Genomic DNA, 25,325 nt, shown 5'->3' with positions numbered 1-25,325 from the left:
TCCGGTCGGCGGGCAGGAGCGCACCCATGCGGACACGCACTCTGGGTCAGCTCACCGTCCCGGCCATGGGCCTGGGCTGCATGGGGATGAGCGAGTTCTACGGGACGGCGGACGAGGCGGAGGCCGAGCGGACGATCCACCGCGCCCTCGAGCTCGGCGTCACGTTCCTCGACACCGCGGACATGTACGGGCCGTTCACCAACGAGCGGCTGGTGGGCCGGGCGATCGCCGGCCGCCGCGACGAGGTGGTCCTCGCGACAAAGTTCGGCAACGAGCGCGGCGAGGACGGCTCGCGGATCGGCATCAACGGCCGGCCCGAGTACGTCCACCGGGCCTGCGACGCCTCGCTGCAACGGCTGGGCGTCGACGTCATCGACCTCTACTACCAGCACCGGGTCGACACGACCGTGCCGATCGAGGACACCTGGGGCGCCCTGCGCGAGCTGGTGGACGCCGGCAAGGTCCGGTCCACCGGCATCTCCGAGGCGGCGCCGGAGACGATCCGCCGGGCGCACGCGGTGCAGCCGGTCACCGCGGTGCAGACCGAGTACTCGCTGTGGACCCGCGACCCGGAGGACGACGGCGTCCTCGCCACCTGCGCGGAGCTCGGCATCGGCTTCGTCGCCTACTCGCCGATCGGCCGCGGCTTCCTGTCCGGGCAGATCCGCAGCCTCGACGACCTCGCCCCCGACGACTTCCGCCGGCACAACCCGCGGTTCCAGGGCGCGAACTTCGCCCGCAACCTGGAGCTGGTCGACCGGGTGCGCGAGATCGCCGAGGAGAAGGGGGTGACGGCCTCGCAGCTGGCCCTGGCCTGGGTGATGGCGCAGGGCGGCCGCGAGGACGGACCGACGATCGTGCCGATCCCCGGCACCAAGCGGGTGGCCTACCTGGAGGAGAACGCCGCGGCGGCCGACGTCGAGCTCACCGCCGACGACCTGCGCCGGCTCGACGAGGCGGCCCCCCGGGGCGCCACGGCCGGCGACCGCTACCCGGACATGTCGAGCGTCCACCGCTGAGCCTCCTGCCGGCCCCGCCCTGACCCGCGGCGGGCCCCTGCGCGGGGCCGCCGTGAGCGGCGGGGAGGATGGGGACGTGCGGAACGGAGCGGCCCGGTGACGACGCCGCTCGTCGTGGTCACCACCGTGGTCGCCGCGCTCCTCGCCCTCGCCGGCCTGGCCTCGACCGCCGCCCGGCGCCGCATCGGCCTGCTGCACCTCGGGCTGGCCGGCGTCCTGGAGGCGCTGCTGGTGGTCCAGGCGGTGATCGCCGGGGTCCGGCTGGCCGGCCCGACGGAGCTGCCGGAGACGGCGACCTTCCTGGGCTACCTCGCCGGCGCCCTGCTCCTGCCGGCGGCCGGGGTGCTGTTCTCCCGCACGGAGACCAGCCGCTGGGCGGGCACGGTGCTGGCGGTGCCGGCCGCCGCCGTCGCCGTCATGGTGTGGCGGCTGCTGCAGCTGTGGGAGGCCGGCAGTGCCTGAGCGGGCCGGCCCCGGGGCGGCCGAGGGCCCCGCCGCGGACGGCATCCCGGGCCCGGCCGAGGGGCTGGGCCGGGTGCTGGTGGCGCTGTACGCCGTCTTCGCGCTGGCGGCCGGCTCCCGGGCCGCGGTGCAGCTGGCCACCCGCTACGACGAGGCCCCGCTGGCGTACCTGCTGTCCGCCGTCGCCGCGCTGGTCTACGTCCTGGCCACCGTCGGGCTGGCGCGCGGCGGCCGGGGTGGGCGGCGGACGGCCCTGGTCGCCTGCGCGATCGAGCTGGCCGGGGTCCTGGTGGTCGGCGCGCTGTCGCTGGCCGATCCCGCGGCCTTCCCGGACGAGACGGTGTGGTCGGGCTTCGGGCAGGGCTACGGCTACGTGCCGCTGGTGCTGCCGGTGCTGGGGCTGCTGTACCTGCGTGCGCAGGGGCGGGCTCAGAAGTCGCCGCCGCCGAAGTCACCCCCGAAGTCCCCGCCCCCGAAGTCCCCGCCGTCGTAGCCGCCGTCGAACCCGCCGCCGAAGTCCCCGCCGCCGTCGCCGTAGTCCCCGCCGTCGGCCTGGGCGCCGTCCTGGAAGCCCTCGGCGTAGGCCTCCTCGTCGCCGCCGCCGAACAGGCCGCCGTCGCCGAGGCCGGTGTCGAACAGGGCATCGGCCACCGCGGTGCCCACCACGAGGCCACCGATCGTGCCCAGCATGCTGGCGCCGAAGCCGCCCATCCCGAACCCGCCGCCCCGGCCGTACCCGCCGCCGTACCCGCCGCCATACCCTGGCCCGTAGCCGCCGCCGTAGCCCGGCCCGTAGCCGCCGCCGTACGCCGGCCCGCCGTAGCCCGGACCGCCGTGGCCGGCGCCCGGGCCGAAGAGCCGCTCCAGGGTCCCGGGCCGGCGGACCTCCGCGCGGGTGGCCGCGCGGGCCAGCGTGTGCGGGTCGTCCGTGCGCGGCCGTTCCCCGGCGGGGACGGCGGCGGCCAGCTGCACCAGCACCTGCTGCCGCTGGTCGGGGGTCAGCTGCGCGAAGGCCTCGGCGTGGGCCTCCTCGATCTGGTCCGGCGGCGCGGTCCGCAGCAGGTAGCGGTAGCGCTCGAGCGCCTGCCGGTCGGTCAGCTGCTGGCCCTGCGCGGGGGCCGGCCGGTCGTACCCACCGCCCTGCGGCCGGCCGTACCCGTCGTCGTACGGGGCCTCGTAGCGGTCGTCGTAGCGGTCGTCGTATCGGTCGTCGTGACGGCGCGAGCGACCGAAGAGGCGGTCGAGCAGTCCCATGGTGGTCCCTCCCTGGTGGCGCGGGCGCCGTCCGCCCCGGTGGCGCCACCAGGGCAACGTCCGGCGCCTCCCCGTTCGTGCCCGCCCGTCGCCCGCCCACACCTGGGGGTGCCCCGTCGCCGGAACGTGCAGGTCCGGGCGGGTGTCGTGGTGTCGGTCGTGCACGACCGATAAACTCCGGCGGTGCCGCCCGCCCAGGAACCGACCGCCGGGCCCGGTCTGCCGGTGACGGTCGACGGGCAGGCGGGCTCCCAGGCGGGGCTGGTGGCCACGGCGAGCGCGGTCGTCTCCGGGCCGCACACCGGTGGCGCGGCCCTGCCCGGGGTCCTGGCCGACGCCCCGGTCGCCGTCCTGGTGATCGACCGCCGGCAGGGGACGGTCACCTTCGCGAACTCCGCCGCCGTGCAGCTCGCGGGCAACGTGCACCTGCCGGTCGCCGTCGACACCTGGGGAGCGGCCGCGGGCCTCACCGACCTGGGCGGGTCGCCGCTGGCCTCCACCAGCGGGCCGCTGTCGCTGGTGGCCCAGGGCCTGCCGGTGACGGGCGAGGCGGTCCGGCTGTCCCCGGGCCGCAGCACCGAGGCCGACCGGGCGCGCGAGGACGACGGCACGAGCGACCGCCTGCTGTGGGTGACGGGCTTCCCGCTGTCGCCGGAGGGCGGCGAGGAGCAGGCCCTGTCCCTCGTCGTCTTCCTCGAGGTGCAGACGCCGGAGGCGACCGACGACCCCGAGGCGCAGCTGCAGGCGCTGCGCGAACGGGCCGTGATCGCCACCGACATCGCGTTCACGATCAGCGACCCCCGCCAGGACGACGACCCCCTCATCTGGGTCAACCCCTCGTTCACCCGGATCACCGGCTACGAGTACGGCGAGGCGGTCGGCCGCAACTGCCGCTTCCTGCAGGGCCCGGCGACCGACCCGGAGGCCGTCGCCGGGATCCGCGCCGCGCTGCGCGAGCGCCGGGCGGTCACCACGACGCTGCTCAACCACCGCAAGGACGGCACCGCGTTCTGGAACCAGCTGTCCATCAGCCCCGTCCTCGACGGCGAGGGCGAGCTGGTCAGCTTCGTGGGCGTGCAGACCGACGTCACCGAGCGGGTGCGCGTCGAGCAGGAGCGGGAGTCCGCCTTCGCCGCCGAGCAGGCCGCCCGGCAGGAGGCCGAGCTCGCCCGCGCGACCGCCGAGCGGGCCCGCGCCGACGCCGAGAGCGCCCGAGCCCAGGCCGAGCAGGCCACCAGCCGGCTGGCGCTGATGGCCGAGGCGACGAGCACGCTGATCGCGACGCTCGACATGCCCGACCTCCTCGAGCGGCTGGCCGGGCTGTGCGTGCCGCTGCTGGCCGACTGGGTGTTCCTCACGCTCGTCGACGAGCACGGCGAGGTGGTGGAGACGGCCTCCCGGCACCGCGACGGCCGGACCGCGGAGCTCGAGGCCTTCAGCACCCTGCACGCGCTGCACCTGCCGCCGGGCTCGCCCAGCCGGCAGAGCATGAGCAGCAACCGGCCGGTGCTGGTCGACCGCGACCGGGCCCGGGTGGAGGCGGCCTTCGCCACCGAGGCCGCCCGCGCGTCCTTCGACGCCCTGGGCGGCCACTCGGTGGTGACCGTGCCGATGGTCGCCCGTCGCCGCACCCGCGGCGCGCTGGCGCTGGTGCTGTCGGACCCGGACCGGACGTTCACCCAGGAGGACGTCGACCTCGCCGAGGACCTGGCCCGCCGGGCGGCCCTCGCGATGGACAACGTGCGGCTGTACCAGCAGGAGCACGCCGTCGCCGACACCCTGCAGCGGTCGCTGCTGCCGCAGCTGCCCGAGATCCCGGGGACGACGGCGGCCGCCCACTACGTGAGCGCCTCGACCGCGGCCGACGTCGGCGGCGACTTCTACGACCTGCTGCACCTGCCCGACGGGTCGGTCGGCCTGGTCATCGGCGACGTCGTCGGCCACGACCTCGCCGCCGCCGCGGCCATGGGCCACCTGCGCGGGCTGATCCGCGCCTGCGTCTGGGACGCGCCCGACCCCGACCCCGGCGTGGTGCTCGGCCGCGTCGACCGGCTGGTGCAGGGCCTGCGGATCGCGTCGATGGCGACGATGGCCTACGCCCGGGCCGTGCCGCCGGCCGGGCCGGGGGAGCCGTGGCGGGTGCACCTGGCCGACGCCGGGCACCCCCCGCTGCTGCTGCGCGCGCCCGACGGCGCCGTGCGCGTGCTCGGTGAGGTCACCGGGCTGCTGGTCGGGGTGGACGACGGCGCGCACCGCCCGACGACCGTCCTCGACGTCGCGCCCGGCTCGACGCTGCTCGCCTACACCGATGGGCTGATCGAGCGCCCGGGCGTGGACCTCGACGAGGGCATCGCCGAGCTCGTCGAGCGGATCGCGGCCACCCCGGCCGGCACCGGTCCGCGGGCGCTGTGCGACGCCGCCGTCGCCGGCACCCTCGACGGGCGCGACGACGTCGCGGTGCTCGCCGTCCGCCTGGGCTGAGCCGCCGGCCGCGTCGCCGCTCGGGCGCCGGCCGGCTCAGGACCCGGCGGTGGCCTGCTCGGCGGCCCGCGGGACGGAGCGGCCGCCCGCCCGGTACAGCGAGCTCGGCAGGTCGTGGCCGACCGCCCGCTCGGTGACGCGGGCGGCGGCGAGCACCGCGTCCAGGTCGATGCCGGTGTCCACGTCGGACTCCTCCAGCATGTAGACGAGCTCCTCGGTGGCGATGTTGCCGCTGGCGCCAGGGGCGAACGGGCAGCCGCCCAGCCCGCCGACCGAGGAGTCCAGCTGGGTCACCCCGGCCTGGACGGCGGCCAGCGCGTTGGCCTGGCCGGTGCCGCGGGTGTCGTGGAAGTGGACGCCCACCGGCACGCCCGGGCAGACCCGGCGGACGGCGTCCAGCAGCCGGACGACGCGCATCGGCGTGGTCGTGCCGATGGTGTCGCCGAGGCAGAGCCGGTCGGCGCCGGCGGTGACGGCGGCGCGGGCGACGTCGACGGTGCGGGCGATGGGGGTGCGGCCGTCGAAGGGGCAGTCCCACGCGGTCGCGACGACCACCTCGAGAGTGCCGCCGGCGTCGTGCGCCAGGCGGGCGACGTCCCCGACCGCGGCGACGGCCTCGGCGGTGCTGCGGCCGGCGTTGGCGCGGCTGTGCCCGTCGGCGGCCGAGACGACGTACTCCAGGTCGGGCACGCCGGCGTCGACGGCGCGCACCGCGCCCCGGGCGTTGGCCACCAGCGCGGAGAAGGCGACGCCGTCCCACCGGCCGAGCTCGGCGGCGACCTGGTCGGCGTCGGCGAGCGCGGGCACCGCACGCGGGGAGACGAACGACGTCACCTCGATGCGGCGCACCCCGGTCGCCACGAGCGCCTCGAGCATCGCGAGCTTCCCGGCGAGCGGCACCGGCGCCTCCAGCTGCAGACCGTCGCGCATGCCGACCTCGCGGACGTCCACGCGGCGCGGCAGCACCAGGTCGAAGGGGTCCCGCTCGGGCAGCTCCACGTCGCCCTCCTCTCCTCCCGGCGCACGCGCGGGCACGGCCATCCTCCCCCCGCGCGCCGGGGAACGGCGGAGATCACGTTCCACGTGGAACGACTTCGGGCACTACGTCAGGTGGACTGCGGCCCGAGATGTCGCTGGGGGCGTCCAGGATGACGTCGGGAGGTGGGACGTGGGCGAGTGGAGCGGCAACGCGACCGTGGCCGAGGAACGGCCGTCGGCCGGGTGGGACCCCTTCGCGCACGCGCCGCTGGGCATGGCGATCAGCGGCGTCGACAGCGTGCTGATCCGGGTCAACCCGGCGCTGGAGCGGCTGCTGGGCCGGACGGCGGGGGAGCTGACGGGCCGGTCCCTGTACGACCTCACCGACCCCGACGAGCTCCCCGGCATCCAGGACGCCTGCAGCGCGGTGCACGCCGTGCCGGGGCGGGTCTCGCGGGTCGAGGGCGGCCTGCTGCACGGCGACGGGTCCCGCGTCCCGGTGCAGGTCACGGTCACCCGCGTGGCCGACCAGCCGGGCCTGCCCACGCACCTGGTCCTGGTGGTGGAGGACATCACCGACCGCAAGGCGCTGGAGGCCCAGCTGGTCCACCGGTCGCTGCACGACGCGCTGACCGGGCTGCCCAACCGCATCCTGTTCGGCGACCGGCTGCGGCACGCGCTGGAGCGGGGCCACCGGGAGGGGACGCCGACCTGCGTGCTGGTCGTCGACCTCGACGGCTTCAAGGGCATCAACGACCGCTACGGGCACCCGATGGGCGACGCCGTCCTGGTGGCCTTCGCCGAGCGGCTGACCTCGGTGCTGCGGGCCAGCGACACCGCGGCGCGGCTGGGCGGCGACGAGTTCAGCATCGTCTGCGAGAACACCGAGCGCACCGAGGCCGAGGTGCTCGCCGGCCGGCTGCGCGCGGTGGTGGTCGAGCCGCTGGTCATCGACGGCACCACCATCGGGCTGGGCATGAGCGTGGGCATCGGCACCGTGGAGCCCGGCGCCGACCCCGACGTCGCCTGCGAGCAGGTGGTGCGCGACGCCGACGACGCGATGTACGCCGACAAGCACCGCGACCGCTGACGGGGCCCTCGGCGCCTGCCGACCCGTGCCCGGTCCCTCGCCGGCGCGGGTGTGCGCGCATCCACCTCATCCGACCGCCATGACGTGGATGTCTGCACACCCGCGACGCCCGCTGGCCGCTCAGCCGCCGAGGGCCGCCGTCACCACCTCGCGGGCCTCCTCCTGCACCCGCGCCAGGTGCTCGGGGCCGGCGAAGGACTCCGCGTAGACCTTGTAGACGTCCTCGGTCCCCGAGGGGCGGGCCGCGAACCAGGCGTTCTCCGTGACGACCTTCAGCCCGCCGATGGACGCGTCGTTGCCGGGCGCCCGGGTCAGCTTGGCCACGATCGGCTCCCCGGCCAGCTCGGTGGCGGTCACGGCATCGGGGGAGAGCCGGCCCAGCGCCGCCTTCTGCTCCCGGGTCGCCGGGGCGTCGACGCGCGCGTAGGACGACTCCCCGTACCGCCCGGTCAGCTCGCCGTGCAGCTGGGACGGCGACCGGCCGGTGACCGCCTGGATCTCGGAGGCGAGCAGCGCCAGCAGGATGCCGTCCTTGTCCGTCGTCCACACGCCGCCGTCGCGGCGCAGGAAGGAGGCACCGGCGGACTCCTCGCCGCCGAAGCCGACCGTCCCGTCGAGCAGGCCGGGCACGAACCACTTGAACCCGACCGGCACCTCGACGAGGCGCCGGCCGAGGCCGGCGACCACCCGGTCGACCAGCGACGACGACACCAGCGTCTTGCCCACGGCGACGTCGGCGCCCCAGCCCTCGCGGTGGGCGAACAGGTAGGAGATCGCGACGGCGAGGAAGTGGTTGGGGTTCATCAGCCCGCCGTCGGGGGTGACGATGCCGTGCCGGTCGGCGTCGGCGTCGTTGCCGGTGGCGATCGCGTAGTCGCCGCGCTTGCCGATGAGGGAGGCCATGGCCGCGGGCGACGAGCAGTCCATCCGGATCTTCCCGTCCCAGTCCAGCGTCATGAACCGCCAGGTGGGGTCGACCAGCGGGTTGACGACGGTCAGGTCGAGCCGGTGCCGCTCGGCGATCGCCGCCCAGTAGTCGACCGAGGCGCCGCCGAGCGGGTCGGCGCCGATCCGCACCCCGGCCGCGCGGACGGCGTCCAGGTCCAGCACCGCGGGCAGGTCGTCGACGTAGGTGCCCACGAAGTCGTACGCCCGGGCCGCGGCGCGGGCGCGGGCGAACGGGATCCGCCGCACGCCGTCCAGCCCGGACCGCAGCAGCTCGTTGGCCCGGGCGGCGATCGCCGTCGTGGCGTCGGTGTCGGCCGGTCCGCCGTGCGGCGGGTTGTACTTGAAGCCGCCGTCGCGGGGCGGGTTGTGCGACGGGGTGACGACGATGCCGTCGGCGAGCCCCGTGGCGCGCCCCCGGTTGGCCCGCAGGATCGCGTGGCTCACCGCCGGCGTCGGGGTGTACCGGTCGGCGGCGTCGACGAGGACGGTCACGTCGTTGGCGGCGAGCACCTCCAGCGCGCTGGCCCAGGCCGGCTCGCTGAGCGCGTGGGTGTCGCGGCCGAGGAACAGCGGCCCGTCGACGCCCTGCGCGGCGCGGTACTCGCAGATGGCCTGGGTGGTGGCGAGGATGTGCGCCTCGTTGAAGGCGACGTCGAGGGCCGAGCCGCGGTGCCCGGAGGTCCCGAACGCGACCTGCTGCGCCGGCTCGGCGGGGTCGGGCTGCAGCGTGTAGTAGGCGGTGACCAGCGACGCCACGTCCACGAGGTCGCTGGGCTGGGCGGGCTGACCGGCACGGACGTCGCTCATGGGGGCGATCCTCGCGTCCGGGCCGGGCCGGTGGCGAGCCGGGGCCCGCCACCGACCGGGCGGCCGCGCTCCGTCAGCCGGCCGACCCCCGCGTGTACCGCAGCCGGGCGGGCGCCCGGCGCGCCCACGCCTCCTCCAGCAGGTCGGTCACCAGCTCCGGCGTCGCCCGCGGGAGGTCGACGCGCACCCCCGAGAGCGTGCGTCCCCACCACAGCAGGGTGCACGCGCCGCCCTCGACCGCCCGGGCCGTGGACTCGTCGACCATCACGTTGAGCGCCTCGTCGGTCCACTGCGTGGCCAGGACGCGGGTGCCCAGGCGGTAGGCCCGCCGGCCGTGGTGGTCGCCCTCGGTCACCTCGGGCAGGGCGAGGGCGAGCGCGCGCACGTCGTCCGGGGTCACGGCCGGGCGGCCCCCGGGTAGGTGCCCACGCTCCAGCTGTTGCCCTCCGGGTCGCGCACGGAGAACTCCTGCCCGCCGTAGTGCGGCGGCGCCAGCGGGCGCAGGACGTCGGCGCCGGCGGCCTGCACCCGCGCCCACACCGCCTCGACGTCGTCGGTCACCAGGTAGGCCCCGGTCACGCCGGGCTTCACGTCCCAGCCGCCGTCGTCACGGACGGAGCCGAGCATGACCCCGCCGCCGGGCGGCCAGGCCAGCTCGGCGTGGGTCACCAGGTCGCCGTCGCGGACGACGAGGGTCTCGGTGAAGCCGAGGACGTCGACCAGCCAGCGGACGAGCGCGGGCGCGTCGGCGGCCCGGAAGGCCGGCCACACGGTCGGAGGCGGGGTGTTCTGGGCGTTGTGCGTGTCCTGGGCGTTCTGTGGGTTCGTCATGCCGCCGAGCCTGCCGCGGTCACGGGGCCACCGTCTTGGACGAATCCGAACTCCGCGTCCAGCCAGCGCAGCGGGGACAGCCCGGTGAACGTCCGCCAGTCGCGGGTCAGGTGCGACTGGTCGGCGTACCCGGCCGCGCCGGCCAGCGCGGCGAGGTCGGGCGGGCCCCCGGCCGCGACGCGCGCGGTGAGCGCCCGCCGGGCCCGGTCGAACCGGACCACCCGCGCCGCCTCCTTCGGGCCGAGCCCCGTCTCGGCGCGGAACCGGGCCGTGAGGTGCCGCTCCGACCAGCCGACCCGCCGGGCCAGCTCGGCCACCCGCAACCGGCCGCCGGAGGCGAGCGTGAGCCGCCAGGCCTCGGCGACCTCGGCCGGCGGGTCCGGCCGCACCCGCGCGGCCCGGGACAGGACGTCGTCGACCGCCGCGAACCGCTCCGGCCAGCCACCGGCCGCCCGCACCCGCTCCACCAGCTCGTCCGCCGCCCGGCCCAGCACCTCGCCGAGCGCGCAGTCCAGCGACGCCAGCTCGCCCGCGGGCGCGCCGAGCAGCCGGCGCGCCGCGAGCGGGTCCAGTCCCAGCTGCAGCCCGGCCTGGCGGCCCGGGTGCGCGATCAGCGCGGGGGCGGTGTGCAGCCCGCCGACCAGGGCGTCGTACCGGCCCGGGGCCTGCGCCGGGTCGGGGTGGGCGAGCACCTGCAGCGGGTCGCCGAGGGTGACGACCAGGGTGAGCCCGGGGGAGGGGAGCCCGCGGTGCACCCCCGGTTCCAGCCCGATCTGGCCGTAGCCGACCGCGTCGGTCACCAGCCCGCGCAGCGGCCCGGACGGCCGGTGCACGACGAACTCGCTGGACACGCGGCCAGGATGGCAGCCGGGGCCGACACCCGGGAGGGGCCCCGCGCGGGTGAGTCGCACCCGGCGGGGGGTCAAGGACGGCGGCCCGCGCACCGATCCGGGCGACATGGCCCTGCTGCGCCGCCTCGTGCCCCGCTCGCTGCTGGCACGGTTCGCCGTCCTCGGCGCCGTGCTCACCGTGGGCCTCGGGGTCGTGCTCTACGGCGCGCACAGCGCCGCGATCAGCGAGCGCGCGCGGGAGCAGGCCGAGCGCACCGTCGTCGTGACCGTCCGCCTGGGGCTGCAGCCGCTGATGACGGCCGTCGACCTCACCGAGGGGATCGACCCGGAGCTGCTGGCGCACGTCGCCGACACGGTGCGCAGCTCCGCGCGCGACCGCGGCGGCGACGGCCTGGCGGCCCTGGACCCGGTCGAGCTCAAGGTCTACGACCGCACGGGGCGGGTCGTCTTCGCCGACGACGGCGCGCTCGTCGGCACCCGCTCGACGTCCGACGAGCTGCAGGAGGCGCTGGCCGGCGAGGTGGTCTCGGAGTTCTCCAGCGACACGACGGACGACGACGCCAGCCACGGCGGGGACCGGCGGCTGCTCGAGGTCTACGTGCCGCTGCAGTTCGACGGGTCGGCCACCCCCGACGGCGCCGTGGAGGTCTACCTGCCCTACGCACCGGTCGCGACGGCGATCAGCGAGGACCTGCGCACCCTGACGGTCCTGCTGGTGGGGAGCCTCGCCGTCTTCTACGCCGCCCTGTTCCGGGTCATCGCCTCGGCCTCCAAGCGGCTGCGCCGGCAGACGACGGCCCTGCAGGAGTCCGCCGAGCGCGAGCGGCACCGCGCGACGCACGACGCCCTGACCGGCCTGCCCAACCGCGTGCTGCTGCGCGACCGGCTCACCCGCGCGCTCGCCGACGCCGCCGGCACCCGTGGCGAGGTCGCCGTCCTGCACGTGGACCTCGACCGCTTCCAGGAGGTCAACGACACCCTCGGGCACTCCTGGGGGGACCGGCTGCTGCTGGCCGTCGGGCCCCGCATCGCCTCGGTGCTGCGCGACGGCGACACCGTCGCCCGGCTGGGCGGTGACGAGTTCGCCGTCCTGCTGCCCGCCGTCGACGGCGTCCCCGAGGCGCAGGCCGTGGCCGCGCGCGTCCGCGCGGCGCTGCACCGGCCCTTCGACCTCGGCGACGGCGTCGGGCTGGACATCGAGGTCAGCATCGGGATCGCCGTCTCCCCCGCCCACGGCAGCGACGCCGAGGGCCTGCAGCGCGCCGCCGACATCGCCGTCCACGCGGCCAAGGAGCTCACCTCCGGGGTCGTGGTGTTCGACCCCGACCGGCACGTGGCCCCCTCGTCGCGGCTCACCGTGCTGGGCGACCTGCGCCGGGCGCTGGAGCGCACCGACGAGCTGACCGTGCACTACCAGCCGAAGGTCTCCCTCGCCGACGGCCGGCTGGAGGGCGCCGAGGCGCTGGTCCGCTGGCGCCACCCCGAGCGCGGCCTGGTCCCGCCGGCGGACTTCGTCCCGGTCGCCGAGGGCACCGGGCTCATCGTCGCGCTCACCGAGCGCGTGCTGGACCTGTCGCTGGCGCAGATGCGCCGCTGGGCCGACGCCGGCCGGCCGCTGCCGGTGGCCGTCAACCTCTCCACCCGGTGCCTGCTCGACGCGTCCGTGCCCGACCTGGTGGCGCGGCTGCTGGCCGAGCACGGCGTCCCCGCCTCCCTGCTGCGCCTGGAGGTCACCGAGAGCGCGGTGCTGGCCGACGCCGAGCGCGGCCTGCAGGTGCTGCAGCGGCTGCGGGCGATGGGCGTGCACCTGTCGATCGACGACTTCGGCACCGGCTACAGCTCGATGGCCCTGCTGCGGCGGCTGCCGGTCGACGAGCTGAAGATCGACCGGTCGTTCGTGCTGGGCATGACCGTCAGCGAGCAGGACGCCGTCCTGGTCCGCACCGCCGTGGACCTGGCGCACAACCTGGGCCTGACCGTCGTCGCGGAGGGCGTCGAGGAGCCCGGGCACGTCACCGCGCTGCGGGCGCTGCGGTGCGACGTCGCCCAGGGCTACCTGTTCGCCCGCCCCATGCCGGCCGAGGACCTGGACGCGCTGCTCGAGCTGCCCGGGCCGGTCCCGGGTGCGGCCCCGCGCCAGTACGCCTGAGCGGGTCCGGTCCTCGGGGACCGGCCCTCGCCGTCGCTCTCGGCGTCAGTCCTCGACCGACGCCAGGAAGCGGCGCAGGGTCTCCAGGAAGACCTCCGGCTGCTCGGAGTGCACCCAGTGCCCGGCGTCCTTGATCCGGACCAGGCGGGTGCGGGGGAACAGCGCGTCCATCCGCGCGCGGTCGGCCGGCAGCACGTAGTGGCTGGTGGCGCCGGCGACCCAGAGGACCGGCCCGTCGTAGGTCGCGCCCGGCGGGGGCTCGGGGAAGCCCCGCAGCTCCTCCAGGTCGCGGCCGAGCAGCTCCAGGTTGAGCCGCCAGCGCCAGCCGCCGTCCGGGCCGACCCCGTCCCGCACGAGCGACTGCAGCAGGAACGAGCGCACCATCCGGCTGGGCACCGCCGTCCGCAGGGCGGCGTCGGCGTCCTCACGGGTCTGCAGCCGGTCCAGGTCCACCGCGCGCATCGCGGCGATGAACGCGGCGAACGGCGAGGCCTCCTCGTCCGGGTCGTCGGTGCGCCCGCCGGACACCGGGTACTCGACCGGGGCGATGTCGACGACGACCAGCGCCCGCAGCAGCTCCGGCCGGCGCAGCGCCAGCTGCATCGCCACCTTGCCGCCCATCGAGTGCCCCACCAGGGTCACCGGCTCGCCGTAGGACGCCAGCTCCTCGGCCACCAGCCCGGCCATGTCGAGGTAGTCGACCCGCTCGGTCCAGGGGGAGTGACCGTGGTTGGGGAGGTCCAGCAGGGTGACCCGGTGGCGGTCGGCCAGGCCCTTGGCGATCGTCGTCCAGTTCCGCCCCTGCCCGAACAGGCCGTGCACGAACACCACCCGCGGACCGGCCTCGCCCAGCGTGCGGGCGTGCAGCCGTTCCTCGGGGTTCGCGGTCACCCGGCGATTCCACCAGATCCCGTCGTCCGCTCCGCCTACCGTCGTCGGCCGGACCCAGCCCGCGGACCCGAGGGGGAGCAGCACCATGCCCGGACGGCGCCGCCGCACGAGCACCACCCGCGCGAGCGGCACGACCCGCACCGCGACGAGGCGGCGGGCGCCGGCCCGCCGTGCCGCACCGCCGGACCTGCCGGTGGCGGGGCCCGGGGAGCGGATCTGGGTGCTGGCCGTCCCGTTCCGCGCCCCGGCCCCCGGCGCCGCCTGGCACGCCGGGCTGCAGGCCCACGTGTTCGTGGGCCGGGCGCTGCCGCCGGAGCTCGCGCCCTACGACCCGCCGCCGTACACCCTCGAGCGCTTCCTGGAGGACGAGCTCAACGAGGAGCCGCGGCCGCTGCCGCCGGCCCGGTCGCTGGTGCCGCGCGAGGAGCAGTGCACCGGGGCGGACGCCGTCGTCGCGTCGGCCGCGGCCGGGCACCGGGTGTTCCTGCTCGGCGACGACCCGGGCGTCGGCAAGACCGGGACGGCGATCATGGCCGCCCGCGAGATCTGCGAGATGCGCGGCGGCGACCGGGTGCTCGTCGTCGCCGACCGGCCCGCCGCGATCACCATCCCGCACTGGACCCGCTCGATCGCCGGGTTCGGGGACGGCGGGCTGCGCTGGTGCGTCACGACGTGGGACCGGCTGGCCAAGGTGTCGGCGCTGCTGAAGAGCGCTCCGCAGTTCGACGTCGTCATCGGCGACGAGGCGCACATGGTCCGGCACACGACCACCCAGCGGTGGAAGCACTGGCGGGCCGTCTCCGGCGCCGCGCGGGTGAAGGACGCCCCGTTCGTCGTCGCCGCGACCGCCACCCCGGCGCACACCCCGCTGGAGCTGCCCTACCTGGCGCCGCAGTTCGCCGCCCGGGCCGGCGAGCCGCTGCGCGCGTGGGCGGACCTGGCGGCGAAGCTCGCCGAGCACGGGTTCCACGTGGAACGGGGTCGCTACGGCTGGACGTGGACCGAGGACGCCGACGAGCGCCGGGCCGACCTCGCCCGCCTGCAGGAGTGGCTGACCGGCGGGTCCCCGCCCGCGGCGCTGCACCGCTCGGCGCCGTGGGGCGAGGTGTCGGTCGGCGGGGCGCCCGTGGCGCTGAGCCCGGCCGAGCGGGCGAGCTACGAGGCGGAGTGGAACGAGTTCCGCGCGGAGATGCAGCTGGCCAGGCGCGGCCGGCAGACCGCCCGCGGCCGCGCCGCCCTGCTGCGGTTCCGGCAGAAGGCCGGGCTCATCCGGGTGCCGGCGACCGTCGACTGGGTCAGGGCGCAGGTGGAGGCCGAGCGGCAGGTCGCCGTCTCCGTGGAGTTCGTGGAGACCGCGGCCGACCCGATCCGCGAGGCGCTGCAGGACGCCGGGATCGCCGTCGCCGGGATCTACGGGCGGGACCGGTTCGACGTCGAGGCCGAGCGGCTGCGCTTCCAGACCGGCGCGGCGCCGGTGTGCGTGTTCACCGTGACGGCGTCCATCAGCTTGCACGCCGCCGAGCTGCTGCCCGGCGGGGCCACCGCCTCGGGCACCCCCCGGGTCGGGCTGTTCCACCAGCCGCGGTTCTCCGGCATCCAGGCCCGCCAGGTCACCGGCCGCACCCACCGCGACGGGCAGACCTCCCCGTGGCGGGTGGCCTTCGCCGAGGACACCGTCGAGGAGCAGGTCGCCCGCGTGATGGTCGAGCGGCTGGCGGTCAGCGGCTCCACCGCCGGCGCGGACACGTCGTCCCTGCAGGAGATCGCCGAGCTCCTCGACGCGGACTGGCTGCCCAGCGCGGCCCTCACCGACGCGGGCTGACCGACCGGCCGCCCCCACCCGCACCGCGCCGCCGTCCCCCTGCTGCACCGCGGCAGTGCCGCAGTACGGGGGCCACCGCCGCCCCACAGCGCGGCACCCACCCCCACACCGCGGCACCGCCGCCTCGCGTCAGCGCGGGCGGCGGCGCCGCGTCAGTGCGGGGCGCCGTTCCCCTCCGGGGCGCCGCCGTCGACCGGGATGCGGGTGACGCCGTCCCTGCCGGCAGGGGGGACGGCGCCGGGGGCGCGGGGAGCGGCCTCGCCCGTCGCCGCCCCGGCGCCCGAGAGCCGGCGCAGCAGGGCGGGGACGTCCAGGCCGGTCAGGTCACCGGACAGCTGCAGCCCCTGGGCGACGTTGGCGGCCACCGACCGGCCGAGGGAGTTCGCGCCGTCGGCGGAGATGACCGTCATCTTGTCCACGCTCGACAGCGGGGCGGCCGCGGCGCCGACGACGTCGGGCAGCACCTTGACCAGCATCTCCAGGATGGCCGCCTCGCCGTACTTGGCGAACGCCTCGGAGCGGGCGTCCAGGGCCTCGGCCTCGGCCTGACCGCGGGCCAGGATCGCCGCGGCCTCGGCCGCGCCCTCCCGCTCGACCGCGTCGGCGATCGCCTGGCGGCGCAGCTTCTCGGCCTCACCGCGCTTGGCACCCTCGATGGCCTCGGCCTCGGCCAGCGCCGACCGGCGGGCCCGCTCGCCCTCACCGGAGAGCTCGGCCTGGCGGGCGGCGGCCTCCGCGGCGGCGATGGTGGACGCCCGCTCGGCCTCCGCACTGAGGATCGCGGCGTTCTTGCGCGCCTCGGCCTCCTGCTCGACCTTGTACCGCTGGGCGTCGGCCGGGCGGCGCACCTCGGTGTCCAGCTGCCGCTCGGTCAGCGCCGCGGTGCGGACGGCGACCTTCTCCTGCTCGCTGAGGATCGCCTGGTCCTGCGCCGCCTGCGCCAGCGGTCCGGCCGCGGCGGCCTTGGCCTTGGCGGCGTCGGTCTCGGCGCTGATCTCGGCCTGCCGCAGCGCCAGCTGCCGCTGGGCGACGGCGATGGCCTCGTCGGCCAGCAGCTGCTCCTGCTGCGCGGCCTGGCGGGCCCGCGCCTCGGCGATGCTGGCCTCCTTGAGCACCCGCGCGGCCTCGGGCCGGCCGAGGTCGGCCAGGTAGCTGCCCTCGGCCTGGATGTCCTGCAGCTGGAAGGTGTCCAGCACCAGGCCCTGACCGGTCAGCGACGACTCGGCCTCCTCGGCGACGGCGGAGGCGAACGCGGCCCGGTCGCGGATGATCTCCTCGATCGTCAGGCGGCCCACGATGGAGCGCAGCGCACCGGCCAGCACCTCCGAGGTGAAGGTGTCGATGCCCTGCTGCTGGTTGAGGAAGCGCTGCGCGGCCGCGCGGATGGCGCCCTCGCTGCCGCCGACCTTGACGATCGCCACGCCCTCGAGGTCGCACTTGACGCCCTGCTTGGACACCGCGCCGCGGATGCCGACCGGGATGCGGCGGCTGGACAGGTCCATCGTGTGCAGCTTCTGCACGACGGGCAGCACGAAGACGCTGGCGCCCATCACGACCTTCTGCCCGGAGCTGTCCCGCGACACCACGCCCGAGGCGTCGGTGACCTGGCGGCCCTGCCGGCCGGTCACCAGGAACGCCTGGTTGGGCCCGGCCACCTTGATCCGGCTGAGCACGAACAGCACGAGGGCGACGACGAGGACGGCGATGCCGCCGATCGCGATCAGCAGGGTCATGACATCTCTCCGGGTTCTGGGAGGGGGTCCGGGGCGGTCGAGACGACGTGGACGGCGGTCTCGCTGAGCGCCTCGACCACGTAGACGGGGGTGCCGGCGGGCAGGGCGTCGTCGCTGCGCGCGGCGTACTTCAGGCCCTGCCCGGCCACGGTGAGGCGCACCTCGCCGTAGCCGCCGGCGGGCACCGCCGAGACGACGACGCCCTGCGTGCCGGCCAGGTGGTGGCGGGTGAGCGTCTCGGTGGTCGGCATGTCGCGGAACGCCCGGGACAGCCGGATCGCCCCCCAGGCCAGCGGCACGGCGAGGACCAGTCCGGCGACCAGCGCGATCGCCACCGCGGCCGCGCCGTCCACCGTGTCCGGCAGCAGGGCGGTGGCCGCCGCGCCGCCGAAGCCGACACCGCCGAGCAGCGCGGCGACCGCCTCCAGCGAGAAGGGGCCACCGTCGGCGTCGAACGCCAGGTGCCCGATCTCGCCGACCAGCAGGGAGACCAGCAGCAGAGCGACACCGACGCCGCCGACGACGAGGAATGCGGTCGCGGCGGCGTCCACGGGCTCCCCTCGGTCGTGCGGTCGGAGGCCGCAGACTCCCAGGCCGGACACCGCCGGGCAACCGGTTCGGGGACGCCGCCGTGCCGGTTCACCCGGGCGTGTCCCCGGGGGAGGGGAGGATGGGCGGGTGCGTCGAGAGGCCAGCGTCCTGCACCTGGACCTCGACGCCTTCTTCGCCGCCGTCGAGCAGCGCGACAAGCCGTCGCTGCGCGGGCGCCCGGTGGTCGTCGGCGGGGTGGGCGGGCGCGGCGTCGTCGCCACTGCGTCCTACGAGGCGCGGGCCTACGGGGCCCGGTCGGCGATGTCGACGGCGGAGGCGCGGCGGCGCTGCCCGGCGGGCACGGCGTTCCTCGGCGGCCGGTTCGCCGCCTACCGGGCCACCTCCGACGTCGTGATGGGCCTGCTGCGGGAGCTGTCGCCGCTGGTGGAGCCGGTGTCGATCGACGAGGCGTACGTGGACCTGGCCGCCGGCCCGGCGCGCGACCTCTCGTTCTCCGGTGTGACGGAACTGGCCCGGGGTCTCAAGGACCGGATCGCCGCGGCGACCGGCGGGGTGACCGGGTCGGTCGGCATCGGCAGCTCGAAGCTGATGGCCAAGCTGGGCTCGGAGATGGACAAGCCCGACGGCCTGGTCGTGGTGGCGCCGGGGACGGAGCTGGAGGTGCTGCACCCGCTGCCGGTGACGCACCTGGGCGGGGTGGGGCCGGCCACCGCCGAGCGGCTGCACGCGGCCGGCGTCCGCACCGTCGGCGACCTGGCCGCCCGCTCGCTGCCCGACCTCGTCGCGCTGGTCGGCCGCGCGCACGGGGCGGGGCTGCACCAGCTGGCCCGCGCCGAGGACGACCGCGCCGTCGTCCCCGACCGGGAGACCAAGTCGGTGTCGGCGGAGGAGACCTTCGAGCGCGACCTGACCGACCGGACGGTGCTCGGCCGGGAGATCGACGCGATGGCCGCGCGGGTGGGCGGCCGGCTGCGGGCCGCCGCCTACTCGGGCCGGACGGTGACGCTCAAGCTGCGCCGCTACGACTTCACGACGCTCACCCGGTCGCAGACGCTGCCGCAGCCGACCGACGACCCGCGCCAGATCGCCGGCATCGCCCGGCGGCTGCTCGACGAGGCCGGCACGGCGGGCGGCCTGCGGCTGCTCGGGGTGGGCGTGTCCGGGCTGTCCCTGTACGCCCAGGGCGACCTGTTCGCCCTCGACCCCTCCCCGGACGGGGACGAGCCCGGCGCCCCGGACGGACCCGACGCCGCCGTCCCCGCCGCCGCGGAGCCCGAGCCGGACCTGCCCGCCGAGCGGCGCTGGTGGCCCGGGCAGGACGTGCGGCACGACGAGCTCGGCGCCGGCTGGGTGTGGGGCCGCGGCATCGGCCGGGTCACCGTGCGGTTCGAGGGGCCGCGCACCCCGCCCGGCCCGGTGCGCACCTTCGCCGCCGACGACCCGGCGCTGCACGCCGCCGACCCGCCCGACTGGCGGGAGCAGGCGGCAGACTGAGCGGATGGCGCGCTGGGCGGACGTCGCGGCCGAGGTCCCGGACCTGGCCGCCCGCGTGCGCGCGGCCTTCGCGACGTCCCCGCACGCCACGATGGCGACGCTGCGGGCCGACGGCGGGCCGCGGATCAGCGGCACCGAGGTCCAGTTCACCGGCGACGGCGAGCTGCGGCTGGGCTCGATGCCCGGCGCGGTGAAGGCCCGCGACCTGCTGCGGGACCCGCGCGTGGCGGTGCACAGCCCCACCGTCGACCCGGGCGAGGACGGCGCGAGCTGGCCGGGGGAGGCGAAGGTCGCCGGCCGGGCCGTGGCGGAGGAGCCGGGCGAGGGCGGCGCGCACGTGTTCCGGCTGGACCTGGCCGAGGTGGTGTGGACCGGTCACACCGACGACCGCACGGCGCTGCGGATCCTGGCCTGGCACCCCGGCCGGGGTCTGGAGGAGCACGTCCGGACCTGACCGGCGCGCCCGGACCGCGCCGGAGAGGATGGGCGCATGACCGAGCCGAGCTCCTGGGTCCGCATGACCGAGGCCGACCCCGGCCACTCCCCGGCCTACGTGGAGCGCTTCCGCCGGCTGGCCGCGCGCGGCGAGGACATCGTCGGCGAGGCGCGGCTGGTGGACGCCATGCTCGCGCGGGGCTCGCGCGTGCTGGACGCCGGCTGCGGCCCGGGCCGGGTCGGGGGGCACCTGGCGCGCGCCGGGCACCAGGTGGTGGGCGTGGACGTCGACCCGGTGCTGATCGCCGCCGCCACCGAGGACCACCCCGGCCCGCGCTGGCTGGTCGGTGACCTCGCCGAGCTGGACCTGCCCGACCGGTTCGACGCGGTCGTCTGCGCGGGCAACGTCGTCACCTTCCTCGCGCCCAGTACGCGGGTGGAGGTGCTGCGCCGGTTCCGCGCGCACCTGGCGCCCGGCGGGCGCGCCGTCGTCGGCTTCGGCGCCGGCCGCGACTACGCCTTCGACGCCTTCCTCGCCGACGCCGCCACCGCCGGGCTGGCGCCGTCGGTGCTGCTGTCGACGTGGCACCTGCACCCGTTCACGCCGGACTCGGACTTCCTCGTCGCGGTGCTCACCGCGTCCTGAGGCAGGCGTCCGCCCGAGGCGGGAGCGCGCTCAGGTGGGGACGGCGAGGGCCAGGGTCAGCTCCAGCACCGTCCGCGGGTCGTCGAGGCGGTCGCCGAACAGGTCCCGCAGCTGCCCCATCCGGTAGCGCACCGTCTGCGGGTGCACGAACAGCTCCGCGGCCACCTGGTCGCGCCGCCCGTGGTGCAGCAGCCACGAGCGCAGCGTCTCGGTGAGCTTCTCGCGGGCGCTGTCGGACACCCCGGCCAGCGGCGCGAGGACCCGCCGGCGCAGGTCGGCCAGCGCGGTGGCGTCGGCGCGCAGCACCAGCTCGGCGAGCCGCTCCTCGGTGTCCAGCGGGGCCCGCCCCTCGGCGCGCAGGCCCAGCTGCAGCGCCCGCTGCGCCCGCGCGTAGGACGCCTGCGCCTGCGCCCACGGCCGCGGCGGCCCGACCACGGCCTGCCGGCCCTGCAGCGCGGTCAGCAGCGCGGTGCGGCCGCGCCCCTCGGCGTCGGGCACGAGCATGACCACCCGCTCGGGCCCCGGGCCGAGGTCGGCGAGCTCCTCGGAGCTGACCAGGGTCCGCACGTCCAGGGCCGAGAAGGCGGCGCGCGCCTCGGTCTCGGGGATCAGCACCGCCGTGAGGGTGCGCGGGGGCAGCCACTCCGCCCGCTCCGCGGCGGCGGTCAGGTCGTGCAGCGGCCGGCCGGCCAGCAGGACGCCGACCAGGCGCTCCAGGTGCCGGCGCCGGGCCCGGCCGGTGGAGGCCAGCTCGTCGGCGTGCCCGGCCACGCTGGAGGCCGAGAGCTGGTCGATGTAGGCGAAGACGAGCTCGGCGAAGCGCGCGAGGTCCGCCGGGGACATCCCCGCGGCGACGGCGGCGCCGCTCATGTGCCGCCACGAGACGCGGGCACCCACCCGGTAGGCCGCCAGCAGGGCGTCCATCGACCGGCCGCTGCGGGCCTCGCCCCGGCCCAGGGCGTAGGCGCCGTCCAGCGCCGGCCCCACGGGCCGGCTGGGGTCCGCCCCGCCCGTGGCCAGGCTGAGGAAACCGCCCAGGGCCAGCTGGACGGCGCGGTCGATGGTCTTGCCCATGGCGCCGCCGAACGCGTCGGCGTAGCTGGGCACCTCGACGACGATGGCCGCGATCGTCGTCTCGGCGACGGCGGGCAGCTGCTCGACGAGCGCCGCCGCCACGTGCGGCGGGAACGGCGACTGCACCTCGGTCACGACACCTCCCGGAGCGTTTGTGCTCGGCGAACAAAGTAGCGCCGTCGATTCACGTCGCGGACACAGGTGTTTGGTCGCCAGACGGGGAAACCTCGAGACATGACCGTTACGCAGCCGAGTCCTTCCCCGACCCGGCCCCGGCTGACGGCGTTGCGCGACCGGGTCGTCAAGCTCGCGGAGCTGGCGACCACGCCGCTGCTGCCGTCGGACTACCTCGACCTGGTCGACCCGTTGCGCTCCGGCGCGGCGCTGCGCGGCCGCATCGAGGCGGTCCACCGGGAGACCCGGGACGCCGCCACCGTCGTCATCCGCCCCGGCCGCGACTGGCGGCCGCACGTCCCCGGGCAGTACGTCCGCCTCGGCGTGGACGTCGACGGCGTCCGGCTGTGGCGCGCGTACTCGATCACCTCGGTGCTGGGCCGGGCCGACGGCTGCTTCACGATCACGGTCAAGGCCATCCCGGACGGGAAGGTCAGCAACCACCTCGTGCACCGCGTCCGGCGGGGCACGATCGTCCAGCTCGACCAGGCCACCGGCGAGTTCGTGCTGCCGCGGCCGACCCCGGCCAAGGCGCTGTTCGTCACCGCCGGCTCGGGCATCACCCCGGTCATGGGCATCCTGCGCAACTGGGTCGCCGACGCCGCCGGGGTCGACGGGCTCCCCGACGTCGTCCTCGTGCACTCCGCGCCCACCGCCGACGACGTCGTCTTCGGCGCCGAGCTGCGGGCGCTGGCCGCCGCCGGCCGGATCCGGCTGGTCGAGCAGCACACCGACACCGCCGGGATGCTCACGGCCGAGGACGTCGCCGCGCTGGTGCCCGACGTCGCCGAGCGCGCCACCTGGGCCTGCGGGCCGGTCGGGATGCTCGAGGCGCTGGAGCAGCACTGGGCCGCCGCGGGCCTCGCCGACCTGCTGTACACCGAGCGCTTCCGGCCGACCGTCGTCGCCGGCGACGGCGAGGGCGGCACGGTCTCCTTCACCGCCACCGGGACGACGCTCGAGGCCGACGGGGCGACCCCGATCCTCGACGCCGCCGAGGAGGCCGGCGTCCTGATGCCCAGCGGCTGCCGGATGGGCATCTGCTTCGGCTGCGTCCTGCCCCTGCGCGAGGGCGCCGTCCGCGACCTGCGCACCGGCGAGGTGACCACGGCCGTCCCCGGGGACGGCGTCCTCGTCCAGACCTGCGTCAGTGCCGCCGCCGGCGCCTGCGCCATCGACCACTGAGCCGAGGAGCCGACCCCGCATGACCGCCATCCAGAAGAAGAGCGACAACCCGATCGCGCACCTCACCGCCGAGGACGTCGAGCTCCTGGGCAAGAAGCTCGACGCCATCCGCCAGGGCGTGATCGACAGCCGCGGCGAGTCCGACGCCCGCTACATCCGCACCGTCATCGACGTGCACCGCAAGCTGGAGCTGGGCAGCCGCGCCGTCCTGCTCGCCTCGGGCTTCCCGCCCGCGTGGGTGCTCGGCACGATCGGGCTGTCGATCGCCAAGATCCTCGAGAACATGGAGATCGGGCACAACATCCTGCACGGCCAGTGGGACTGGATGCGCGACCCGAAGATCCACTCCACGACGTGGGAGTGGGACATGGCCAGCCCGGCCGAGCAGTGGAAGCACTCGCACAACCAGCTGCACCACACGTACACGAACGTGATCGGCAAGGACAACGACCTCGGCTACGGCATCATGCGGGTCGACGAGGACCAGAAGTGGGCCCCCGGTCACCTGCTGCAGCCGCTGTGGAGCTTCGTCAACGCCTGCTTCTTCGAGTACGGCATCGCCGCCTACGACCTGGAGCTGGGCAAGGTCGTGGCCACCGGGCAGACCAAGGACCCGGAGTTCCGCCGCCGCGCCAAGGCCGTGCTGCGCAAGATCGGCCGGCAGGTCCGCAAGGACTACGTGATCCACCCGCTGCTGTCCGGCCCGAACTTCGTGTCCACGCTGACGGCGAACTTCGTCGCCAACGTCGTCCGCAACCTGTGGTCGAACTCGGTCATCCTCTGCGGGCACTTCCCCGAGGGCGTCGAGACCTTCGAGAAGAAGTCGATCGAGGGCGAGACCAAGGGCGAGTGGTACCTGCGCCAGATGCTCGGCTCGGCCAACATCTCCGGGTCGAAGGCGATGCACGTCATGACCGGCAACCTGTCGCACCAGATCGAGCACCACCTCTTCCCCGACCTGCCCAGCAACCGGTACGCCGAGATCGCGCCGAAGGTCCGGGCCCTGTTCGAGGAGTACGGGCTCAAGTACCACACGGCGCCGCTGCCGCAGCAGGTCTACTCCGCCTGGCACAAGATCTTCCGGCTGTCGCTGCCCAACGGCTGGCTGGACAACACCACCGCGCGCAACCTCCCCTCGCAGCTGGTGAAGCTGTGGAAGATGTCCACCGGCCCGAAGGCCACCCGCCGCCGCCTGCTGCGGGCCGAGGCCGCGGCCGCCTGACCGGCCCGCGCACCGCCGGACACCCGAGGCCCGGAACGCCCCACGTCCCGGGCCTCGGGTGTTCCATCGTCCGATGGCGCGGAACCTGGCCGCCTTCCTCGACGGCACCTGGAGCGACAGCAACGCCCACACCAACGTCGTGCAGATCTGCGACCGGGTGCCCGAGGCGGCGCCCGGCGTGCACCAGGAGCGGTGCTACGTGCGCGGCGTCGGCACGGGCGTCTCCGACCGCCTGGTCGGCGGCGCGTTCGGCGTCGGGCTCGACGACAACATCTGCCGGGGCTACGAGTTCCTCGCCCGGCGGTGGACGTCCGACGAGGACCGGATCTTCCTGATCGGGTACAGCCGCGGGGCGTTCACGGCCCGGAGCCTCGCGGGGATGATCGCCCGGTGCGGGCTGATCGCCGCCCAGCACCTGCCCGCGGACGCCGTCTTCCGCCGCTACCGCGACCGCAGCCGGCCGGGGCTGCGCGAGATGCAGGCGGGCGAGGTGCGCCCGCGCACCGCCGAGGACGAGCTGGTCCTGGCGCACTCGCGGCTGGTCCGGATCCGATTCGTCGGCGTCTTCGACACCGTGGGCGCCCTGGGCATCCCCGGCGGGCTGGGGCGCTGGGTGAACCGCCGCCGCTACGAGTTCCACGACACGAACCTGAGCGGGCTGGTCGACGTCGCCTGCCACGCGGTCGCGGTCGACGAGCACCGCGGGCTGTTCGTGCCGACGATGTGGACCAGCGTGCCCATCCCGATCCCCGGGCACCCCACCGCGGTCGAGCAGCGCTGGTTCGTCGGCGGGCACACCAACGTGGGCGGCGGTGGGACGGCGGAGCCGGAGCGGCGCAACCCGCTGTCGGTCCTCACCCGCGAGTGGGTCGTCGACCGGGCCGTCGAGGCCGGGCTGGTGGTCGACCCGCCGGAGCCGCCGCCCACCGGCCAGGAGTGGCAGGGGCGGATCGACGACTGGTCGAGGACCCTGCTGGGCCGCCTCACCGGGCTGCTGCCGTTCAACCGCCCGCTGCTGCGCCCGGTCCGCGAGGCGATCGCCGAGACGCTGGACGGCGGCGTGCTGCGCCGGTGGGGGACCGGACGGCCGCGGTACGAGCCGCGCAACCCGCACCTGGAGCCGTGGGTGCGCTCGCTGCTGTGAGGACGGCGCCACCCGACCGTCCGGCTCCACGCCCCGACTCCACGTGGAACGGATCCACGCTCCGGATCCACGTGGAACACCGC

General features: G+C 76.2%; 23 protein-coding genes. 13 read left to right on the top strand and 10 right to left on the bottom strand.

From position 1 onward, the window contains the following. Positions 1 to 26 precede the first annotated feature (26 nt). From ACI781_RS04140 to ACI781_RS04130, 3 genes are all read left to right on the top strand, one after another. Entirely contained in the window at positions 27 to 1,019 is a 993-nt protein-coding gene (locus tag ACI781_RS04140) for an aldo/keto reductase (RefSeq protein WP_456564801.1), read from the top strand. A gap of 96 nt (positions 1,020 to 1,115) precedes the next feature. Continuing rightward, positions 1,116 to 1,481 carry a hypothetical protein gene (locus ACI781_RS04135; protein ID WP_456564800.1) on the top strand — a complete coding sequence of 122 codons (366 nt, stop codon included), beginning with the start codon at positions 1,116 to 1,118 and terminating at the stop codon, positions 1,479 to 1,481. After that, entirely contained in the window at positions 1,474 to 1,974 is a 501-nt protein-coding gene (locus ACI781_RS04130; RefSeq protein WP_456564799.1) for a hypothetical protein, read from the top strand. Before ACI781_RS04135 ends, ACI781_RS04130 begins: the two co-directional genes overlap by 8 nt. On the opposite strand, the gene ACI781_RS04125 is transcribed toward ACI781_RS04130, so the two are convergent. Continuing rightward, on the bottom strand, positions 1,911 to 2,735 hold the full coding sequence (locus tag ACI781_RS04125) for a hypothetical protein (RefSeq protein WP_456564798.1): 825 nt from the start codon (positions 2,733 to 2,735) through the stop codon (positions 1,911 to 1,913). The two genes, ACI781_RS04130 and ACI781_RS04125, sit on opposite strands and share 64 nt — an antisense overlap. A gap of 183 nt (positions 2,736 to 2,918) precedes the next feature. Between ACI781_RS04125 and ACI781_RS04120 the strand changes: the two genes are divergently transcribed. Then, on the top strand, positions 2,919 to 5,216 hold the full coding sequence (locus ACI781_RS04120) for a SpoIIE family protein phosphatase (RefSeq protein ID WP_456564797.1): 2,298 nt from the start codon (positions 2,919 to 2,921) through the stop codon (positions 5,214 to 5,216). Between the two features lie 36 nt (positions 5,217 to 5,252). Here ACI781_RS04120 and ACI781_RS04115 read toward each other — a convergent pair whose 3' ends face one another. After that, positions 5,253 to 6,215, bottom strand: coding sequence for a hydroxymethylglutaryl-CoA lyase (locus ACI781_RS04115; RefSeq protein ID WP_456564796.1), 963 nt, complete (start codon positions 6,213 to 6,215; stop codon positions 5,253 to 5,255). Positions 6,216 to 6,384: 169 nt separating this feature from the next. On the opposite strand from ACI781_RS04115, the gene ACI781_RS04110 reads away from it, so the two are divergent. Beyond that, positions 6,385 to 7,284 carry a diguanylate cyclase domain-containing protein gene (locus ACI781_RS04110; protein WP_456564795.1) on the top strand — a complete coding sequence of 300 codons (900 nt, stop codon included), beginning with the start codon at positions 6,385 to 6,387 and terminating at the stop codon, positions 7,282 to 7,284. A gap of 120 nt (positions 7,285 to 7,404) precedes the next feature. Here ACI781_RS04110 and pgm read toward each other — a convergent pair whose 3' ends face one another. From pgm to ACI781_RS04090, 4 genes are all read right to left on the bottom strand, one after another. Then, entirely contained in the window at positions 7,405 to 9,039 is a 1,635-nt protein-coding gene (gene pgm, locus ACI781_RS04105) for a phosphoglucomutase (alpha-D-glucose-1,6-bisphosphate-dependent) (RefSeq protein WP_456564794.1), read from the bottom strand. Positions 9,040 to 9,112: 73 nt separating this feature from the next. Beyond that, complete coding sequence (locus tag ACI781_RS04100; protein ID WP_456564793.1) at positions 9,113 to 9,439, bottom strand: hypothetical protein; 327 nt, start codon at positions 9,437 to 9,439, stop codon at positions 9,113 to 9,115. Next, a complete protein-coding gene (locus ACI781_RS04095) occupies positions 9,436 to 9,870 on the bottom strand; it encodes a VOC family protein (protein WP_456564792.1) in 435 nt (144 codons plus the stop codon). Before ACI781_RS04095 ends, ACI781_RS04100 begins: the two co-directional genes overlap by 4 nt. Continuing rightward, on the bottom strand, positions 9,867 to 10,721 hold the full coding sequence (locus ACI781_RS04090) for a helix-turn-helix domain-containing protein (protein WP_456564791.1): 855 nt from the start codon (positions 10,719 to 10,721) through the stop codon (positions 9,867 to 9,869). The genes ACI781_RS04095 and ACI781_RS04090 overlap by 4 nt, the downstream gene beginning before the upstream one ends. 49 nt (positions 10,722 to 10,770) lie before the next feature. Between ACI781_RS04090 and ACI781_RS04085 the strand changes: the two genes are divergently transcribed. Further along, positions 10,771 to 12,870, top strand: a complete 2,100-nt coding sequence (locus ACI781_RS04085) for a putative bifunctional diguanylate cyclase/phosphodiesterase (protein WP_456564790.1) — start codon at positions 10,771 to 10,773, stop codon at positions 12,868 to 12,870. A 45-nt stretch (positions 12,871 to 12,915) separates the two neighbouring features. Here the strand turns inward: ACI781_RS04085 and ACI781_RS04080 are convergent, their stop codons facing one another. Further along, the gene (locus ACI781_RS04080; protein WP_456564789.1) at positions 12,916 to 13,761 is read right to left on the bottom strand and encodes an alpha/beta fold hydrolase; all 846 of its coding nucleotides are present in this window, start codon (positions 13,759 to 13,761) and stop codon (positions 12,916 to 12,918) included. Between the two features lie 85 nt (positions 13,762 to 13,846). Here ACI781_RS04080 and ACI781_RS04075 point away from each other — a divergent pair, with 85 nt between their 5' ends. Continuing rightward, on the top strand, positions 13,847 to 15,583 hold the full coding sequence (locus tag ACI781_RS04075) for a helicase (RefSeq protein WP_456564788.1): 1,737 nt from the start codon (positions 13,847 to 13,849) through the stop codon (positions 15,581 to 15,583). A 152-nt stretch (positions 15,584 to 15,735) separates the two neighbouring features. On the opposite strand, the gene ACI781_RS04070 is transcribed toward ACI781_RS04075, so the two are convergent. Beyond that, entirely contained in the window at positions 15,736 to 17,316 is a 1,581-nt protein-coding gene (locus ACI781_RS04070; RefSeq protein ID WP_456564787.1) for a flotillin family protein, read from the bottom strand. Continuing rightward, positions 17,313 to 17,867: an NfeD family protein gene (locus tag ACI781_RS04065; RefSeq protein ID WP_456564786.1), complete on the bottom strand. Its 555-nt coding sequence runs from the start codon at positions 17,865 to 17,867 to the stop codon at positions 17,313 to 17,315. Before ACI781_RS04065 ends, ACI781_RS04070 begins: the two co-directional genes overlap by 4 nt. Before the next feature lie 127 nt (positions 17,868 to 17,994). Between ACI781_RS04065 and ACI781_RS04060 the strand changes: the two genes are divergently transcribed. The 3 genes from ACI781_RS04060 to ACI781_RS04050 are packed head-to-tail and all read left to right on the top strand — an operon-like array spanning position 17,995 to position 20,443. Beyond that, positions 17,995 to 19,362 (top strand): DNA polymerase IV, encoded by a 1,368-nt coding sequence (locus tag ACI781_RS04060; RefSeq protein WP_456564785.1) that lies wholly within the window; start codon positions 17,995 to 17,997, stop codon positions 19,360 to 19,362. A gap of 4 nt (positions 19,363 to 19,366) precedes the next feature. Next, positions 19,367 to 19,816 carry a pyridoxamine 5'-phosphate oxidase family protein gene (locus ACI781_RS04055; RefSeq protein ID WP_456564784.1) on the top strand — a complete coding sequence of 150 codons (450 nt, stop codon included), beginning with the start codon at positions 19,367 to 19,369 and terminating at the stop codon, positions 19,814 to 19,816. A gap of 36 nt (positions 19,817 to 19,852) precedes the next feature. After that, complete coding sequence (locus ACI781_RS04050) at positions 19,853 to 20,443, top strand: class I SAM-dependent methyltransferase (protein WP_456564783.1); 591 nt, start codon at positions 19,853 to 19,855, stop codon at positions 20,441 to 20,443. A 30-nt stretch (positions 20,444 to 20,473) separates the two neighbouring features. On the opposite strand, the gene ACI781_RS04045 is transcribed toward ACI781_RS04050, so the two are convergent. Further along, positions 20,474 to 21,652 (bottom strand): PucR family transcriptional regulator, encoded by a 1,179-nt coding sequence (locus tag ACI781_RS04045; protein WP_456564782.1) that lies wholly within the window; start codon positions 21,650 to 21,652, stop codon positions 20,474 to 20,476. Positions 21,653 to 21,751: 99 nt separating this feature from the next. On the opposite strand from ACI781_RS04045, the gene ACI781_RS04040 reads away from it, so the two are divergent. The 3 genes from ACI781_RS04040 to ACI781_RS04030 all read left to right on the top strand — a co-directional run bounded on the left by ACI781_RS04040 (position 21,752) and on the right by ACI781_RS04030 (position 25,242). Further along, positions 21,752 to 22,876, top strand: coding sequence for a ferredoxin reductase (locus ACI781_RS04040; RefSeq protein ID WP_456564781.1), 1,125 nt, complete (start codon positions 21,752 to 21,754; stop codon positions 22,874 to 22,876). A gap of 19 nt (positions 22,877 to 22,895) precedes the next feature. Continuing rightward, a complete protein-coding gene (locus ACI781_RS04035; RefSeq protein ID WP_456564780.1) occupies positions 22,896 to 24,098 on the top strand; it encodes a fatty acid desaturase family protein in 1,203 nt (400 codons plus the stop codon). A 73-nt stretch (positions 24,099 to 24,171) separates the two neighbouring features. Continuing rightward, positions 24,172 to 25,242: a DUF2235 domain-containing protein gene (locus tag ACI781_RS04030; RefSeq protein ID WP_456564779.1), complete on the top strand. Its 1,071-nt coding sequence runs from the start codon at positions 24,172 to 24,174 to the stop codon at positions 25,240 to 25,242. Positions 25,243 to 25,325: the final 83 nt, after the last annotated feature.

The organism is Blastococcus sp. SYSU D00695, assembly GCF_054050555.1.
The sequence above is the reverse complement of the archived record's forward strand: the minus strand, read 5'-3'. Positions and strand labels throughout refer to the sequence as shown.